The 15,722-nt window shown below is 72.2% G+C and carries 15 protein-coding genes; 13 read left to right on the forward strand and 2 right to left on the reverse strand.

The features are described 5' to 3' along the window. Window positions 1-63: 63 nt before the first annotated feature. Genes ACTFAP_RS23800 through ACTFAP_RS23815 form a run of 4 tightly spaced genes read left to right on the forward strand, consistent with a single transcriptional unit; the run spans window position 64 to window position 4,556 of the window. Window positions 64-2,682, forward strand: a complete 2,619-nt coding sequence (locus tag ACTFAP_RS23800; RefSeq protein WP_500467340.1) for an ATP-binding protein — start codon at window positions 64-66, stop codon at window positions 2,680-2,682. Continuing rightward, window positions 2,657-3,337 carry a response regulator gene (locus ACTFAP_RS23805; RefSeq protein ID WP_400011654.1) on the forward strand — a complete coding sequence of 227 codons (681 nt, stop codon included), beginning with the start codon at window positions 2,657-2,659 and terminating at the stop codon, window positions 3,335-3,337. The genes ACTFAP_RS23800 and ACTFAP_RS23805 overlap by 26 nt, the downstream gene beginning before the upstream one ends. A gap of 30 nt (window positions 3,338-3,367) precedes the next feature. After that, window positions 3,368-3,796: an OB-fold nucleic acid binding domain-containing protein gene (locus tag ACTFAP_RS23810; protein ID WP_390121654.1), complete on the forward strand. Its 429-nt coding sequence runs from the start codon at window positions 3,368-3,370 to the stop codon at window positions 3,794-3,796. Between the two features lie 46 nt (window positions 3,797-3,842). Beyond that, the gene (locus ACTFAP_RS23815) at window positions 3,843-4,556 is read left to right on the forward strand and encodes a DUF3159 domain-containing protein (protein WP_030730345.1); all 714 of its coding nucleotides are present in this window, start codon (window positions 3,843-3,845) and stop codon (window positions 4,554-4,556) included. Window positions 4,557-4,597: 41 nt separating this feature from the next. Here the strand turns inward: ACTFAP_RS23815 and ACTFAP_RS23820 are convergent, their stop codons facing one another. Beyond that, window positions 4,598-5,287, reverse strand: coding sequence for a potassium channel family protein (locus ACTFAP_RS23820; RefSeq protein ID WP_390121655.1), 690 nt, complete (start codon window positions 5,285-5,287; stop codon window positions 4,598-4,600). Then, window positions 5,284-5,955: a potassium channel family protein gene (locus ACTFAP_RS23825; RefSeq protein WP_500467341.1), complete on the reverse strand. Its 672-nt coding sequence runs from the start codon at window positions 5,953-5,955 to the stop codon at window positions 5,284-5,286. Before ACTFAP_RS23825 ends, ACTFAP_RS23820 begins: the two co-directional genes overlap by 4 nt. A gap of 267 nt (window positions 5,956-6,222) precedes the next feature. Between ACTFAP_RS23825 and ACTFAP_RS23830 the strand changes: the two genes are divergently transcribed. The 9 genes from ACTFAP_RS23830 to ACTFAP_RS23870 all read left to right on the forward strand — a co-directional run bounded on the left by ACTFAP_RS23830 (window position 6,223) and on the right by ACTFAP_RS23870 (window position 15,718). Next, window positions 6,223-7,581, forward strand: coding sequence for a class I SAM-dependent RNA methyltransferase (locus ACTFAP_RS23830; RefSeq protein WP_390121657.1), 1,359 nt, complete (start codon window positions 6,223-6,225; stop codon window positions 7,579-7,581). Window positions 7,582-7,942: 361 nt separating this feature from the next. Further along, entirely contained in the window at window positions 7,943-8,146 is a 204-nt protein-coding gene (locus ACTFAP_RS23835) for a cold-shock protein (protein WP_030730357.1), read from the forward strand. 298 nt (window positions 8,147-8,444) lie between these two features. Then, complete coding sequence (locus ACTFAP_RS23840) at window positions 8,445-9,929, forward strand: DEAD/DEAH box helicase (protein ID WP_500467342.1); 1,485 nt, start codon at window positions 8,445-8,447, stop codon at window positions 9,927-9,929. Window positions 9,930-10,000: 71 nt separating this feature from the next. After that, window positions 10,001-10,273 carry an SCO5918 family protein gene (locus tag ACTFAP_RS23845; RefSeq protein ID WP_500467343.1) on the forward strand — a complete coding sequence of 91 codons (273 nt, stop codon included), beginning with the start codon at window positions 10,001-10,003 and terminating at the stop codon, window positions 10,271-10,273. A 777-nt stretch (window positions 10,274-11,050) separates the two neighbouring features. Continuing rightward, entirely contained in the window at window positions 11,051-11,389 is a 339-nt protein-coding gene (locus ACTFAP_RS23850) for a helix-turn-helix domain-containing protein (RefSeq protein WP_030730368.1), read from the forward strand. Window positions 11,390-11,652: 263 nt separating this feature from the next. Continuing rightward, the gene (locus ACTFAP_RS23855) at window positions 11,653-14,493 is read left to right on the forward strand and encodes a BTAD domain-containing putative transcriptional regulator (protein ID WP_495682255.1); all 2,841 of its coding nucleotides are present in this window, start codon (window positions 11,653-11,655) and stop codon (window positions 14,491-14,493) included. Between the two features lie 145 nt (window positions 14,494-14,638). Continuing rightward, the gene (locus tag ACTFAP_RS23860; protein WP_390121661.1) at window positions 14,639-14,974 is read left to right on the forward strand and encodes a hypothetical protein; all 336 of its coding nucleotides are present in this window, start codon (window positions 14,639-14,641) and stop codon (window positions 14,972-14,974) included. Between the two features lie 27 nt (window positions 14,975-15,001). Then, complete coding sequence (locus ACTFAP_RS23865; RefSeq protein ID WP_390121662.1) at window positions 15,002-15,316, forward strand: hypothetical protein; 315 nt, start codon at window positions 15,002-15,004, stop codon at window positions 15,314-15,316. Window positions 15,317-15,346: 30 nt separating this feature from the next. Beyond that, window positions 15,347-15,718 (forward strand): hypothetical protein, encoded by a 372-nt coding sequence (locus ACTFAP_RS23870; protein ID WP_400011661.1) that lies wholly within the window; start codon window positions 15,347-15,349, stop codon window positions 15,716-15,718. Window positions 15,719-15,722: the final 4 nt, after the last annotated feature.

The following is a 15,722-nucleotide window of genomic DNA, read 5'->3' on the forward strand; positions in this document are numbered from 1 at the left end:
CCCGCACCCCGCCCCACCCACCTGCCCGGCCGTGCTTTCCTGCCGGACACCGACAATGGATCCATGGCACGCCGCGGCACACTGCGCATCTACCTGGGGGCGGCCCCCGGGGTCGGCAAGACGTACGCCATGCTCAGCGAGGCCCACCGCCGCGCCGAGCGGGGCACCGACATCGTCGTCGGCTTCGTCGAGACCCACGACCGGCCCCGCACCGAGGCCCTGCTGCGCGGTCTGGAGACCGTCCCGCGCCGCACCCCGCCCGCGCCCCCGGGGGCCGGCCGCGGCGAGATGGACACCGAGGCCGTCCTGCGCCGCGCCCCGGCCGTGGTCTGCGTCGACGAACTCGCCCACAGCAACGCCCCCGGCTCCCGGCACGACAAGCGCTGGCGCGACATCGACACCCTGCTGGACGCCGGCATCGACGTCATCTCCACCGTCAACATCCAGCACCTGGAATCCCTGGCCGACGTGGTGGCCGCCATCACCGGGGTACGGCAGCGCGAGACCGTGCCCGACGCCGTGGTGCGCCGCGCCGACCAGATCGAACTGGTCGACATGACCCCCGAGGCGCTGCGCCGCCGGATGGCACACGGCAACATCTACGCCCCGGACAAGGTGGACGCCGCCCTCTCGCACTACTTCCGTCCCGGCAACCTCACCGCGCTGCGCGAACTCGCGCTGCTGTGGACCGCCGACCGGGTCGACGCGTACCTCCAGCGCTACCGCACCGAGCAGGGCATCCGCTCCACCTGGTACGCCCGTGAACGCATCGTCGTGGCGCTGACCGGCGGACCCGAGGGCTCCACCCTCATCCGGCGGGCCGCCCGGATGGCCGCCAAGAGCTCCGGCGGCGAGATCCTGGCCGTCCACGTCTCGCGCGCCGACCGGCTCACCGCCGTCTCGCCGCGCGAACTGGCCAGCCAGCGCACCCTGGTGGAACAGCTCGGCGGAACCTTTCACCACGTCATCGGCGACGACATACCCAGCGCCCTGCTGGACTTCGCCCGCGGCGTCAACGCCAATCAGATCGTGCTCGGCTCCTCCCGCCGCAAGACCTGGCAGTACGCCTTCGGGCCCGGCGTGGGCGCCAGCGTCGCCCGCGACAGCGGACCCGACCTCGACGTCCACATCGTCACCCACGCCGAGGTGGCGCGCGGGCGCGGACTGCCCAGCGCCCGGGGCGCCCGGCTCGGCCGCTCCCGCACCGTCGCCGGCTGGCTCATCGGCCTGGCCGGCCCGCCCCTGCTGACCGTGCTGCTGGCCGCGCCCCCGCAACCGCTGGCCGAGTTCGCCAGCGACGTGCTGCTGTTCCTGTCGGTGACCGTGCTGGCCGCCCTGGTCGGCGGCTTCTACCCGGGCCTGGTCTCCGCCGCGCTGGCCACCCTGCTCCTCGACTACTTCTTCACCGCACCGCTGCACGAGTGGGGCGTGGGCAGCGGCCACGACGTGATCACCGTCGTGATCTTCTTCGCCATCGCGCTGGCCGTCGCCTCGGTGGTCGACATGTCCGCCCAGCGCACCCAGCAGGCCGCCAGGCTGCGCGCCGAGTCCGAGACCCTCACCGTGCTCGCCGGCAGCGTGCTGCGCGGCGAGGACACCCTGCGCGCCCTGCTGGGCCGGGCCAGGGAGACCTTCGGCATGGACTGCGCCGCGCTGCTGGAACGCGATCACGACGGCGGTCGTTGGCGCTGTGTGGGAAGTGTCTCCGCCATCGCCGACAACCCCCGCCCGCTGTTGCGGCCCCAGGACGCCGACGTCGACGTGCCGGTGGGCGAGCACACCATGCTCGTGCTCTCCGGCCGGGTGCTGCCCGCCGAGGACCGGCGGGTGCTCAGCGCGTTCGCCGCGCAGGCCGCCACCATCCTGGACCGGCAGCGGCTGCTGACCGAGGCCGCCCGCGCGCACAAGCTCGCCGAGGGCAACCGCATCCGTACCGCGCTGCTGGCCGCCGTCTCGCACGATCTGCGCACACCGCTGGCGGCCATCAAGGCCTCGGTGTCCTCGCTGCGCTCGGACGACGTGGAGTGGTCCCCGCAGGACCGCGCCGGGCTGCTGGAGAGCATCGAGGACGGCGCCGACCGCCTGGACCAGCTGGTCGGCAACCTGCTGGACATGTCCCGCCTGCACACCGGCACCGTACGGCCGCTGATCCGCCGCACCGGCCTGGACGAGGTGGTGCTGCGGGCCCTGGCCGGGGTGCCCGTGGACGTCGTGGACCTGGACGTCCCCGAATCGCTGCCGTGGGTGGCCGCCGACCCGGGGCTGCTGGAGCGCTCGGTGGCCAACATCGTCGAGAACGCGGTGAAGTACCGCCCGCCGGACACCCGGGTGCTGGTGCGCGGCAGCGCGCTGGGCAACCAGGTCGAACTGCGCGTGGTCGACCGCGGCCCCGGCGTGCCGGACGCCGACAAGGGCCGGATCTTCGAGCCCTTCCAGCGGCACGGTGACATCCCGCGCGGCAACGGGGTGGGGCTCGGCCTGGCCGTCGCCCGCGGCTTCAGCGAGGCCATGGGCGGCACCCTGGACGCCGAGGACACCCCGGGCGGCGGGATGACGATGGTGCTCACCCTGCCCACCGACATCCCCGCCCAGACCGCCGCGGGAGCCGGGACACCCGCAGAACGAGAATCCGAACAAGGGGAACAGGGGGGAGCCCATGCACCGGGTACTCGTGGTCGATGACGAGCCGCAGATACTCCGTGCCCTGGTGATCAGCCTCAAGGCGCGCCAGTACGAGGTGGACACCGCCCCGGACGGCGCCACCGCGCTGCGGCTGGCCCACGAGCGGCACCCCGACGCGGTCATCCTGGACCTGGGGCTGCCGGACATGGACGGCACCGAGGTCATCGCCCGGCTCCGCGGCTGGACGCGGGTGCCGATCATCGTGCTCTCCGCCCGGCACACCTCCGACGAGAAGGTGCAGGCGCTGGACGCGGGCGCGGACGACTACGTCACCAAGCCGTTCGGCATGGACGAGCTGCTGGCACGGCTGCGGGCCGCCGTACGCCGCGCGGAGCCGGCCGCCGCCGAGGAGGACACGGTCATCCACACCGCCGACTTCACCGTCGACCTGGCCGCCCGCAAGATCCACCGGGAGGGCCGCGACATCCGGCTCACCCCCACCGAATGGCATCTGCTGGAGGTCCTGATCCGGCACAGCGGCCGGCTGGTCAGCCAGAAGCAGCTGCTCCAGGAGGTGTGGGGCCCCGCGTACGGCACCGAGACCAACTATCTGCGCGTCTACATGGCCCAGCTGCGCCGCAAGCTGGAGGCCGACCCCGCCCACCCCCGGCACTTCGTCACCGAGCCGGGCATGGGTTACCGCTTCGAACGCTGAGCGGGACGCGTGGGACGTTACGCTGAAGGCATGAGCGCGGGTGAACGGGCCGGGGAACACCCCGGCAGGCGGCGGGGCCGGCCACGGTGGTGGCCCGGCAGGTCGGCCGCCGAGGCACACGCCGCCGCCGAGGGCGCCGAGCGGGCAGCCGAGGAGGCCGAGCGGGCGCGCTGCACCCCCATCAGGGACTGCGCCGAGGGCCCGGCGGGCCGCCCGGTGGTCAGCGTGACCGGTACGCTGCGCTCGGTGAGTGAACGTACGGTGGCGGGGCTGCCCGCCCTGGCCGCCGAGCTGGACGACGGCTCCGCCCGGCTCGAGGTGATCTGGCTGGGCCGGGCCGCCATCGCCGGGATCGTGCCCGGCCGGGAGCTGGTCGCCTCCGGGCGGATCGCGCTGTCCCACGGCCGTCCGGTGCTGTTCAACCCCCGATACCAGCTGCGACCCCTCGACAAGGAGTAGCCAGGTGACCCCACCTGACCAGCAGTCCCCGGACGGACGACCGCCCATGGCCCCGCAGGCACCCGATCAGGCGGCCACCAAGGCGGCGTTCTTCGAGGCGTTCGGCGGCGTGCGCGGCATGGTGGAGACCACGGTGCCCGGCCTGGTGTTCGTCCTCAGCTACACGATCAACCGCGACATCAAGATCTCCGCGATCGCCGCCCTGACGATCTCAGCGGTGCTCGCGGTGAGCCGGCTGATCCAGCGCGACACCGTCAAGCACGCCTTCAGCGGCGTCTTCGGGGTGGCCTTCGGCGCGGTCTTCGCGATGATGTCGGGTGACGCCAAGAACTTCTACCTGCCCGGGATGCTCTACACCCTGGGCCTGGGCGTCGCCTATGTGGCCACGGCGGCGGCGGGCGTGCCCCTGCTCGGGCTGATCCTGGGCCCGGTGTTCCGCGAGATGCTCTCCTGGCGCACCCGCAACCCGGGGCGCAAGGCCGCCTACGTCAAGGCGAGCTACGTGTGGGGCGCGATCCTGCTGGCCAAGTCGGCGATCACCTTCCCCATCTACTTCTGGGGGGACGCCACCCAGCTGGGCTGGCTGCGGGTGGCACTGGGCATTCCACCGTTCCTGCTGGCCGTCTATCTGACCTGGATCATCCTGGTGAAGGCCCCGGCGCCGATCGATGTGGTCGCCGAGATGGAGGCCGAGGAGAAGGCCGAGAAGGAACGCGAGGCGGAGCGCAAGCGGGCCGCCGCCGCGGAGAAGATGCCCTAGCCTCCCCGGCCCCGTCCCGGCCGGGACGGGACAGGCCCGGTTCACCCGGTGTTCTTCTGGCCCTCCTTGGGCGGGCGCGGCGACAGCAGGGCCTGCAACTGGGCCTCGCGGGCGGGCGCGGCGACGAACAGCAGCTCGTCGCCCGCCGCCAGCGCGTCGTCCGGATCCGGGATCAGCACCTTCACCCCGCGGATGATCGTCACCAGCGCGGTGTCCTGCGGCCACGCCACCTCGCCGACCCGGGTGCCCACCAGCGCCGCGCCCTGCGGCAGGGTGAGCTCCACCAGGCTGGCCTCGCCCTGGCTGAAGCGCAGCAGCCGCACCAGATCGCCGACGCTCACCGCCTCCTCCACCAGCGCCGACATCAGCCGCGGCGTGGAGACCGCCACATCGACGCCCCAGGCGTCGTTGAACAGCCACTCGTTCTTGGGGTTGTTGACCCGGGCCACCACCCGTGGCACCCCGTACTCCGTCTTGGCCAGCAGGGAGACGACCAGGTTGACCTTGTCGTCGCCGCTGGCGGCGATCACCACCTGGCAGCGCTCCAGGGCGGCCTCGTCCAGGGTGGCGATCTCACAGGCGTCGGCGAGCAGCCACTCGGCCTCCGGGACCCGTTCCACCGCGACCGCCTCGGGCGCGTTGTCGATCAGCAGCACCTCGTGGCCGTTCTCCAGCAGCTCCCCGGCGATGGAACGGCCCACCGCGCCGGCCCCGGCGATCACCACCCTCATGCCTGCCGCCCCTCGTCGGGACCCTGCAGGCAGGCCGCCTCGACATCGGCCACCTGATCGCTGTACATCATCACGTGCACCAGATCGCCCTCCTGGAGAACGGTGCGCGACATCGGCAGCATCGCCTCACCCATCCGGGTGAGGAAGGCGACCCGGACACCGGTGCGTTCCTGGAAGTGGCTCACCTTGTGCCCCACCCACGCCGGGGTGATGTGCACCTCGGACAGCTGCACCCCGCCGCTGGGGTCGCGCCACAGCGGCTCGGCGCCGGCGGGCAGCAGCCGCCGCAGCATCTGGTGCGCCGTCCAGCGCACGGTGGCCACCGTCGGGATGCCGAACCGCTCGAACACCTCGGCGCGGCGCGGATCGTAGATCCGGGCGGTCACGTTCTCCACGCCGAACACCTCGCGGGCCACCCGGGCGGCGATGATGTTGGAGTTGTCGCCGCTGCTGACGGCGGCGAACGCCCCCGCGTCCGCCATCCCGGCCTCGGCCAGGATGTCCCGGTCGAAGCCGAGGCCGGTCACCCGCTGGCCGCCGAACCCGGAGCCCAGCCGGCGGAACGCCTTGGGATCCTGGTCGATGACCGCGACCGAATGCCCCCGCTCCTCAAGGGTCTGCGCGAGGGTCGCACCGACGCGTCCGCAGCCCATGATCACGATGTGCATAGCCGTTGCGCCCGCACCTTCTCTCCGCCGGCCGGTACCCGTTACCCGGCCCGTCGGCACCACGCTACCCGGCCGCCCCCGCACTGTCCGGCCGGGCGCCCGGCACGCGGGAAGCCGCTCACGTACGGGCCGCCGGGCACGGCGACGGCGCCCGGCCGGCGGCCGGGGAGGCGGGGCACTGCCGTTCGGCGGGCGGCGGGGGAGACCGTAGACTGGGCGGCCGTTGTTTCCCTCACCCCCTCTTCGCGCTCTGGAGCCGTCGCCACCATGCCTGAATCAACCCCCACGGCGGCGTCGCTGGTCGGCGAGGAGTACGAGGTCGAGATCGGCCCGGTCGCCCACGGCGGCCACTGCGTGGCGCGCACCCCCGGCGGCCAGGTCCTCTTCGTGCGGCACACCTTCCCCGGCGAGCGGGTCATCGCCCGCGTCACCGACGGGCGTGCCGACTCGCGCTTCCTGCGCGCCGACGCGGTCACCGTGCTCGACCCCGCCAAGGAACGCATCGAGGCGCCCTGCCCCTTCTCCGGCCCCGGGCGCTGCGGAGGCTGCGACTGGCAGCACGTGAAGCCGGGTGCCCAGCGCAAGCTCAAGGCGGCGGTTCTCACCGAGCTGCTGGGCCAGCTGGCCGGGGTCACCCCCGAGGAGGTCAGCTGGGACGGCACGGTCGAGCCCGCCCCCGGTGACAAGGTCGCCCCCGGCGAGGTGCCCGCCTGGCGCACCCGCGTGCAGTACGCGATCGACGCCGAGGGCCGCGCCGGACTGCGCCGCAGCCGCTCCCACGAGGTGGAGCCGATCGACCGCTGCCTGATCGCGGCCGAGGGCGTCAGCGAGCTGGGCGTCGAGGCGCGCAGCTGGCCGCAGATCGCCTCCGTGGACGCGATCGCCGCGACCGGCTCCAACGACCGCATGGTGGTGCTCACCCCGCGTCCCGGCGGGCGGCTGCCGCTGGTCGAGCTGGACCGGCCGGTGTCCGTGATGCGCGCCCAGGAGAAGCGCGGCAAGGGCGGTGGCCCCGGGCAGCGCACCCTGCACCCGGTGCACGGGCGGACCTTTGTACGGGAGCGGGCCGACGGCCGTACCTGGCGGGTCGGCGAGGGCGGCTTCTGGCAGGTGCACCCGCAGGCCGCCGAGCTGCTGGTGGACGCCCTCATGCGCGGGCTGACCCCGCGCAAGGGCGAGACGGCGCTCGATCTGTACTGCGGCGTGGGCCTGTTCGCGGGCGCGCTGGCCGCCCGCGTGGGTGAGACCGGCGCGGTGGTCGGCATCGAGTCCTCCAAGCGTGCGGTGGAGGACGCCCGGCACAACCTGGCGGACGCCCCCCGCGTCCGGATCGAGCACGGCCGGGTCGAGCAGGTGCTGCCGCGCACCGGAATCACCCGCGCCGACCTGATCGTGCTGGACCCGCCCCGGGCGGGTGCCGGCAAGCGGACGGTGGAACACCTGGCCACCCTGGGCGCCCGCCGCATCGGCTACGTGGCCTGCGACCCGGCCGCCCTCGCCCGCGACCTGGCGCACTTCCGCGCGGTCGGCTACGTCCCGCGCTTCCTGCGGGCCTTCGACCTGTTCCCGATGACGCATCACATGGAGTGCGTGGCGATCCTGGAGCCCGCTGCCAAAAGCGCCTGAGCCGCGGTGATCGCCGGGGTCCGTCGCGTGCCCGCGCGGACTCCGGCGATCGCCGTCACGGCGACGCTGCACTCCGCGTGAACCAATATCTGTGTCCGTGAGGTAAGAATTTCACGGGCCGTGCGGCGAGGCTTTTTGCCGCAACGGGTGACGGGAAATTACTCACCCGGCACGCGCTGTTCCCGTGTGCTACTGTCGGTCCCAGTTGCAGTTGTGGTTCCCGAAACTTCAAGTGCCCTCCCCGGCCTCGCCGGGCGAGAGCTCTTTTATATTTCCGGTCATTTCCGGGCGGGTTGATCATTGCGGCAATACGGAGTCCGTGCAATGCGGGCCTCGATATACTGCCCAAAGGAGATATGAAATGGCTACTGGCACCGTGAAGTGGTTCAACGCGGAAAAGGGCTTCGGATTCATCGAGCAGGACGGTGGCGGCGCCGATGTGTTCGCCCACTACTCGAACATCTCGGCCCAGGGCTTCCGTGAGCTGCTCGAGGGTCAGAAGGTGAGCTTCGACATCGCGCAGGGCCAGAAGGGCCCGACGGCCGAGAACATCGTTCCGGCCTGACACCGACGCACTCAACGCAGCTGGGGTCGTATCCTTCGGGGTACGGGCCCAGCTCCGTGCGTTTTTCCGAGCCGGTGCTCATCCGTTCGGCGAACCGGAGCGTTGTGCGGGATTTTCCCCAGAATTCTGGGCGCACCGATATGACGCCCCCATCGCCTCACGTATTTCGCACCCGCGCCGGTACAAACGTCATCCGGCCCTGTCAGGGCTTTTTCTGCCATCGGTCCATACTTGTATTCTCCGGGCTGCTCACAGCCGCGGGATTCCTTGATATGTGCCGTATCGAGGAGGATTCCGCATGAACCGCACCCGTACGAAAGACCGCTCCGCCGGCACCCGGCACACCGGTTCGGGCACCGGAAAAGGCGGCGGCCGCTTCGGCGTGTCCGCGCCGCGCCGTTCCGACAGACCTGCCCGCTCCGGTGGTCAGGGCCACCGGAACGCCGCGGCACAGGGTGAGTTCGCTCCGCCCAAGACGATCACCCCCGCGCTGCCCGCCGCCGCGGCCTTCGCCGATCTCGACATGCCGCGGCAGCTCCTGGCCGAACTCGGGAAGCAGGGTGTGACCGCCCCGTTCCCCATCCAGAGCGCGACGCTGCCGAACTCGCTCGCCGGCCGCGACGTACTGGGGCGCGGTCGCACCGGTTCCGGCAAGACGCTCGCGTTCGGTCTCGCCCTGCTCGCCCGCACCGTCGGCCGGCGTGCCGAGCCGCGCCAGCCGCTGGGGCTGATCCTCGTGCCGACGCGTGAGCTGGCACAGCAGGTGACCGACGCGCTCACGCCGTACGCCCGCTCCGTCAAGCTGCGGCTGGCCACGGTGGTGGGCGGGATGTCGATCGGCAGGCAGGCCAGTGCCCTGCGCGGCGGGGCCGAGGTCGTTGTCGCGACCCCCGGCCGGCTCAAGGACCTCATCGCCCGGGGCGACTGCCGGCTGAACCAGGTGGACATCACGGTGCTGGACGAGGCCGACCAGATGGCCGACATGGGATTCATGCCGCAGGTCACCGCGCTGCTCAACCAGGTACGCCCGGAAGGGCAGCGGATGCTGTTCTCCGCCACCCTGGACCGCAACGTCGATCTGCTGGTGCGCCGCTACCTGACCGACCCCGTCGTGCACTCGGTCGACCCCTCGGCCGGTGCGGTGACGACCATGGAGCACCACGTCCTGCACGTCCACGGTGCCGACAAGCACGCGGCCACGACCGAGATCGCCGCCCGTGACGGACGCGTGATCATGTTCCTGGACACCAAGCACGCCGTGGACCGGCTGACCAGGGATCTGCTCAGGAGCGGAGTCCGTGCCGCCGCGCTGCACGGCGGCAAGTCACAGTCGCAGCGGACCCGCACGCTGGCGCAGTTCAAGGCGGGGGACGTCAGTGCGCTGGTGGCGACCAACGTCGCGGCGCGTGGCATCCACGTGGACAACCTGGACCTCGTCGTGAACGTCGATCCGCCGGCCGACCACAAGGACTACCTCCACCGAGGCGGCCGTACCGCCCGCGCCGGCGAGTCCGGCAGTGTCGTCACCCTCGTCACGCCGAACCAGCGCCGGTCCATGGCCAAGCTCATGGCGGACGCCGGGATCCAGCCGCAGACCACGCAGGTCCGCTCGGGCGACGCGGCGCTGAGCCGGATCACCGGAGCCCAGGCGCCGTCCGGCATCCCGGTCGTCGTCGCGGCACCGGTGGCGGCCGAACGCCCCAGGAGCAGCGCTTCCTCCCGGGGTCGGCGTCGTCCCACCGCGGCGGCCCGGCGCGCGTCCGCGCGCAAGCCTCAGCCGTGACCGCCGCGGCGCGCTGAACCCGTCATGTCTCCGGTCGGACCCCTCCCCTCTCCTTCTCGCTGTGAGGTCACATGCGCTGCGTCATCGCCCGTTTCCCCTTCGAGCTCACCAAGGAGGGCGTGCTGGAATCGATGAAGGGCGTCAAGCCCGAACCGATCACGGGGGAATCGGTGATCATCGGCCGGCGCCACTACCCGGTCAAGCAGGTCGGCCAGGTCATCACCCGCCAGGACCGCCGTGACTTCAGCGCGGGCGAGGTCCTCCGGGCCATGACGCGGCTCGGTTTCACCTGCCGTTCTCTTCCCGACGCGGTGCCCGCGCCCACGAGCGGCCCGCTCCCGTAACGTCCCGGGGCGCGTGGCGCCCCCACCCGCCCCTGCCTTCCGGCCCGGCCTCCCGGATCGACCACGTCGATCAGCGGTGTGCCGGGCTTCGGCATGCGGCGCATCGCTTCCACCGGCCGCAGGGCACCCGGGCAGCTGGCCGGGGCGGCGGAGCCGCTTCGCGTCCCGGGATCGGGCAGCACGTTTTCTCCCCTTCGGGCAGACAGAAAATCTATGTCGGCTGGAGTAGCTTTTCGACGGCAGCGCCGCTATGGTTTCTCTTGTAGCGGAGATCAGGGAAGCCCGGCAGACACGAACTGCCGGGCAGCTGTACACGCAGTTCGCAGGACGGTGCGGTGGTGGAGCGTCGGAGCCGGAGTTGTCGCAGGGTGACGGGGCTGACGACCGGACCGGGTGGCCCGCGGTGATCAGGGGCCACCGCGAGCGGTAAATTGGCTGAGCGGCGGCGCTTCATCCTCGGCGTCGCCGCTGCAGCAGCACAGGGCAGTACGCAGTGTCCGTTTGACGAGTCAGGGATTCAGAGGGAAGAACGGAGGACTTCGGCGCCATCGGGATCGCCCGGGCGGCAGACATGAGCCCGGTACCGCGGGACACCGACAGACAGGTGATCTCCGGTCACACATCCGCGATCTCCGTGTTCCCCGCCCCCTCCCGGGTGGGCCCGTGGAACAAGAAGGCCGGTGCTGAACAGAGGCCGGCAGATGGTGTAGCAGTTCCTTCAGGGCCCTGGTGCCGGTATGGCACCAGGGCCCTCCAGGCGTTCCACAGAGAGGCAAGATGACAGCAGACGACTCCTTCGGCCGTCTCGACGACGACGATTACCCCGCCTACACCATGGGCCGGGCTGCCGCGATGCTCGGCACCACGCCCCAGTTCCTCCGCGCCATCGGTGAGGCCCGGCTGATCACCCCGCTCCGCTCGGAGGGCGGCCACCGGCGCTACTCCCGCTACCAGCTGCGCATCGCGGCCCGCGCCCGGGAACTCGTCGATCAGGGCACCCCCGTCGAGGCCGCCTGCCGCATCGTCATCCTCGAGGACCAGCTCGAAGAGGCCCAGCGCATCAACGCCGAACACCGCCGCGCCGCCGGCCCACCCGACTCCCCGGGCGAGGCATGAGACGAGGGCGCCCCCGTCACCTGCGGCCCGGGGCGCCGCCGTGTGGCCGTGGTGCCCCTTCGAGGATCCGGGCGCTCACCCACCGGCCGGGCGGCCGAAGAACCCCCTGACGCCCCGTGGTTCCCCCCGGTCATGGCGGAGCCGGTGGCCACCGCGCCGGGACGGGGGTGGTGTTGTCGCCGGGGTACGGGAGAATGGCCCGGTACAGCAGCAGGCTCCGCCGCGTCCGACCAGCGCGGTGGGGGTGACCGCTTGGGGGCTCCATGGACATCCGGCTGCTCGGCCCGCTGGAAGTGCGGGCCGACGATGGTTCCGAGATCGGCGTGAGCGCTCCGATGCTGCGCGCCACGCTCGCCGCCCTGGCGCTGCGCGCCGGGCAGGTGGTTCCGGTGGACGAGCTGGGGCAGGGGCTGTGGGGCGGCCACGTACCGCCCAGCGCCCGTACCACGCTGCGCAATTACGTCATGCGGCTGCGCAAGGCCCTCCCCGGGGAGCGGCTGCGCACCGTGTCCGGCGGCTATCAGCTGGACGTCCGGGACGAGGAGACCGACCTGGGACGGCTGCGCGCCGCGCTCGGCAGGGCCCGTGAACTGGCCGGGCGGGAGCCGGACGGCGCGGCGGCCCTGCTGGACGGGGCGGTGCGGCTGTGGCGCGGCACCCCGCTCTCCGATCTGCCGGACAGTCCGCTGCGCACCGTGGAGCGGGCCCGGCTGACGGAGCTGTATCTCACCGCGGTGGAGGAGCGGTTCGGGCTGAAGCTGGATCTCGGGGAGCACGGCGCCGTCGTGGACGACATCGCCGCCGCGGCGCGCGCCCATCCGCTGCGTGAACGGCTGGTACGGCAGTTGATGCTCGCGCTGTACCGGGGCGGGCGCACGGCGGAGGCGCTGACGGTCTACCGGGAGGCGCGACGCCGGCTGGTGGACGAACTGGGGATCGAGCCGGGCGGCGAACTGCGGGAGCTGGAGGGGCTGATCCTGCGCGGGGACGCGCGGCTGGCGGTTCCGGCGCCCGTGCGGGAACCCGCCCCGCCGGTGGCACCGCCGGCGCCGGGCCAGGTGACCTTCCCCGCGCGTGGCCGGGCGGCGTTCCCGCCGGCCATCGCCACCTTCGTCGCCCGCGCCGTCGAACTGGGCCGGATCCGTACCCGGTTGAGTGACGCGGTGGCGGCGCCGGCCGTCTGCCTGATCGACGGCCCCGGCGGGGTCGGCAAATCCGCGCTGGCGGTGCGCGCCGCCCGGGAGGTGGCCGACCGGTTCCCCGACGGACTGCTGTACGTGGATCTGCGCGGCGCCGATCCGCGCAACGCGCCGCTGGCGCCCGCCGAGGCACGGCAGCGGCTGCTGGCGTCGCTGGGCGCCGCGGGCAAGGAGATCCCGGGTGACCCGGAGGCGGCTGCCGCGTACTACCGGGAGTGGTTCACCGGCCGCCGGGTGCTGGTTCTGCTCGACAACGCGCTGGACGCCGCGCAGGTCGCCGAGTTGCTCCCCACCGAACCCGGCTGCGCCGCACTGGTCACCAGCCGCGCGGCGCTGACCGGGGTGCACGGCGGGCACCATCTGCATCTGTCCACCCTGACCACGGCGGACGCCATCACCTTCGTCCAGTCCATCGCCGAGGGCGCCGCCGAGCGCGGCACCCCCGCGCAGTGGGAGGAACTGGTCACGCTGTGCGGGCATCTGCCCCTGGCGCTGCGCATCATCGCCAACCGGATGGCGGCCAGGCCCCGGTGGAGCGTCGCGGACTGGACGGCGGTCCTGCGCGACGAGCGGCGGCGGATGGACGAACTGTCCGTGGACGACCTGGACCTGCGCACCAGTGTGATGGTGAGCATCGATCAGCTGGGGGACGTACCGGCCGCCCGGATCTTCCCGCTGCTGGGCACGGCCGCGGTGCTCTCCTACAGCCCGGAGGCGGTGGCGGAACTGGCCGGCTGCGATGTGCGCCGTGCCCGGGAGGCACTGGAGCGGCTCACCGACGCCCAGATCGCCACCTGCCCCAGGCCCGGGGTGTACGTCCTGCACGATCTGGTGCGGTCGGCGGCGGCGTGGCAGGCGGACCGGCTGCCCCCGGAGCGGACGCGGGAGGCGCTGGCCGGGCTGGCCGGGTGGTGTGTGGGATCCCTGCACCGCTCGAACGCACCGCTGGCACTGGCACAGCACTTCGCCAAGCGGTACGCGCGGGGGGAGGCGCGCTTCACGCAGGGCCGCACGTTCCGTTCCGTGGACGAGTCGCTGCCGTGGATGGATGAGGTGCTGGAGGACGTCCTGGCGCTGGCGGCACAGTTGTCGGCGCCGGAGTTCGACACGGGGGAGGAGCTGGCCGGGCGTCCGCTGTCGTGCTTCGCGCTGGAGAGCGTCCGGGCGCTGGAGACGTACATCGGGTTGCGGCTGAGCTGGCGGGCCCAGCGGCGGCTGTGCGAACTGGCCCTGGCGGTGGGCGAACGGCAGGGCGATGTGTTCGCTCAGGGGGTGGCCTACGGGCAGTTGGGCAAGGCAGCCGGCCAGCAGGGCGATGCCTCGCGCGGGATGGCGCTGCTGGAGCGTGCGACGACGCTGTTCCGTTCGCTGGGGGACCGTGGGGAGGCGCTGGGCACGATGATGAACATGGTGCCCACCCTCGGTTCGGCGGGCCGGCTGGCGGAGGCGGTGGAGGTGGGGCGCCGCGCGCTGGCCGAGGCGGAGGACCTGGCGAACACGGACTCCCGCGCCCAGATCATCAACAACCTCGGCCGCTGCCACCTCTATCTCGGTGAGCACGGTCAGGCGCACCGGCTGTTCATGTCCAACTACGAGGCGGTCACGGTGCCGTACGAGCGCACCATTTCGGCCGGGCTGCTGGCCGAGTACCACCTGAAGGTGGGGGAGTTCGAGGAAGCGGCGCGCTGGGCGGACCGGGCGCTGCGGCACGCGGCGGAGCAGCCCTTCGACCCCTTCGTGGCCGCGCAGCAGCGCACCTGGCTGGCGGCGGCGCTGCGCGGACTGGGGCGCGAGGAGAGCGCGCAGGCGGAGGAGTTGCGGGCCCAGGTGATGCTCGACGACCTCAACAGCCGCGAGAACATTCACTTGCGGGTGCGAACCGAGGACCGCTACTCGATCGGTTAGCCCCGCGAAATGCGCGGCCCCAACGTCCCAGGGGGCCGCTGCTACGGATCTGATACGCAGCTGCTACGCCTGGACGGTACGTGACGTCAGGTGGCGCGGTAGCCTTCCCCTTGGTCGCAGACGCAAACATCGTGCAGGGGGAACCATGAGCGACGAAGTCAAGCTCTCACCGGACGAGTTGAGCCGGGTGATGGGCATCGTCAACGACGCCTACACCGAGATGCAGGAGGTCGCGCTCGGCATCAGCGGGCAGGGGGAGGGTTTCGCCGCCGGGTACAACGGCCTCGGTACCGCGCGCGGCGTGGAGAACTACGAGAACCTCGGCCGCAACGGAGACGCCCTGGCGCGCGCCCTCGACGGGCTGGCCACCGACCTGGGCGAGACCCTCAGCCACGGCCAGAACGCCGACGAGGAGGCCGAGACGCTGATCACCCAGGCGTCGGGGTCTCAGTCGATCTCCAACGACCGCGCGTTCGGCTGAGCATCCACACGAGGAAGAGGTCACACCATGTCGTACGGAAAGAACCATGTCTCCTTCCGGCCCGAAGCACTCGACGACGTGCGGGGGCAGACGAACACCCAGCAGGACCGGTACCGGGAGATCTGGGACGGCGTCCACTCCGAACTGCTCGGCCTGATCGAGCGCGGCGAGGTCGACGCAAGCCTCGGCGGGGTGCTGGAGGAGCGCGACCAGGAGTTCCGCCGGCAGTCCAACCGCTTCGACGACGAAGTCGAGTCGGCGAAGCGGGCCGGCGAGGGCGTCAAGAACGCGGGAATCGAGGGCGGCCACCTGATGCGGCGCGCCGCCTCCGGGTCCAACTGACGCGGGAGACCCGAGGGGACGGGGAGCAGGGTGACGGACGGCGAGCAGATCCTCAACGCCTCGGCGGCGCGCCGGGCGGGGGAGACGACGGGAAGCGGTGGGGAGAGCGCGTCGGACGCGCTGATCCGTATCGCCTCGGCACAGGGGCTGTTCGGTTCGGTGCCGGAGGGGGCGGCGGCCGAGAGCGCGCTGGCCTCAGCGGCCGCCAGTGTGCTGGATGCCTGGATCGCCAACGAGGTGAGCGTCGAGGACATCAGCGCCAGCGCACACACCGTGGCCGATCTGGCGGAGGAGACCGACGAGACGGCTGCCGCCATCACGGCCTCGGCCGCCGAGGCAGCGTTCGGTTACACGGAGCGGATGATGAACGGTGAGGAACTGAACACCGTGGAAAGGATCTGAGCGG

This window comes from Streptomyces sp. PH9007 (assembly GCF_059813725.1).

Bases quoted from the DNA above. Each gene is read 5' to 3' on its own strand.
- ACTFAP_RS23800 (WP_500467340.1), top strand. From the start codon at position 64: ATGGCACGCCGCGGCACACTGCGCATCTACCTGGGGGCGGCCCCCGGG.
- ACTFAP_RS23835 (WP_030730357.1), top strand. From the start codon at position 7,943: ATGGCTACTGGCACCGTGAAGTGGTTCAACGCGGAAAAGGGCTTCGGA.
- ACTFAP_RS23805 (WP_400011654.1), top strand. From the start codon at position 2,657: ATGCACCGGGTACTCGTGGTCGATGACGAGCCGCAGATACTCCGTGCC.
- ACTFAP_RS23815 (WP_030730345.1), top strand. From the start codon at position 3,843: ATGGCCCCGCAGGCACCCGATCAGGCGGCCACCAAGGCGGCGTTCTTC.
- ACTFAP_RS23845 (WP_500467343.1), top strand. From the start codon at position 10,001: ATGCGCTGCGTCATCGCCCGTTTCCCCTTCGAGCTCACCAAGGAGGGC.
- ACTFAP_RS23830 (WP_390121657.1), top strand. From the start codon at position 6,223: ATGCCTGAATCAACCCCCACGGCGGCGTCGCTGGTCGGCGAGGAGTAC.
- ACTFAP_RS23820 (WP_390121655.1), bottom strand. From the start codon at position 5,287: ATGAGGGTGGTGATCGCCGGGGCCGGCGCGGTGGGCCGTTCCATCGCC.
- ACTFAP_RS23860 (WP_390121661.1), top strand. From the start codon at position 14,639: ATGAGCGACGAAGTCAAGCTCTCACCGGACGAGTTGAGCCGGGTGATG.
- ACTFAP_RS23825 (WP_500467341.1), bottom strand. From the start codon at position 5,955: ATGCACATCGTGATCATGGGCTGCGGACGCGTCGGTGCGACCCTCGCG.
- ACTFAP_RS23855 (WP_495682255.1), top strand. From the start codon at position 11,653: ATGGACATCCGGCTGCTCGGCCCGCTGGAAGTGCGGGCCGACGATGGT.
- ACTFAP_RS23850 (WP_030730368.1), top strand. From the start codon at position 11,051: ATGACAGCAGACGACTCCTTCGGCCGTCTCGACGACGACGATTACCCC.
- ACTFAP_RS23810 (WP_390121654.1), top strand. From the start codon at position 3,368: ATGAGCGCGGGTGAACGGGCCGGGGAACACCCCGGCAGGCGGCGGGGC.
- ACTFAP_RS23840 (WP_500467342.1), top strand. From the start codon at position 8,445: ATGAACCGCACCCGTACGAAAGACCGCTCCGCCGGCACCCGGCACACC.
- ACTFAP_RS23865 (WP_390121662.1), top strand. From the start codon at position 15,002: ATGTCGTACGGAAAGAACCATGTCTCCTTCCGGCCCGAAGCACTCGAC.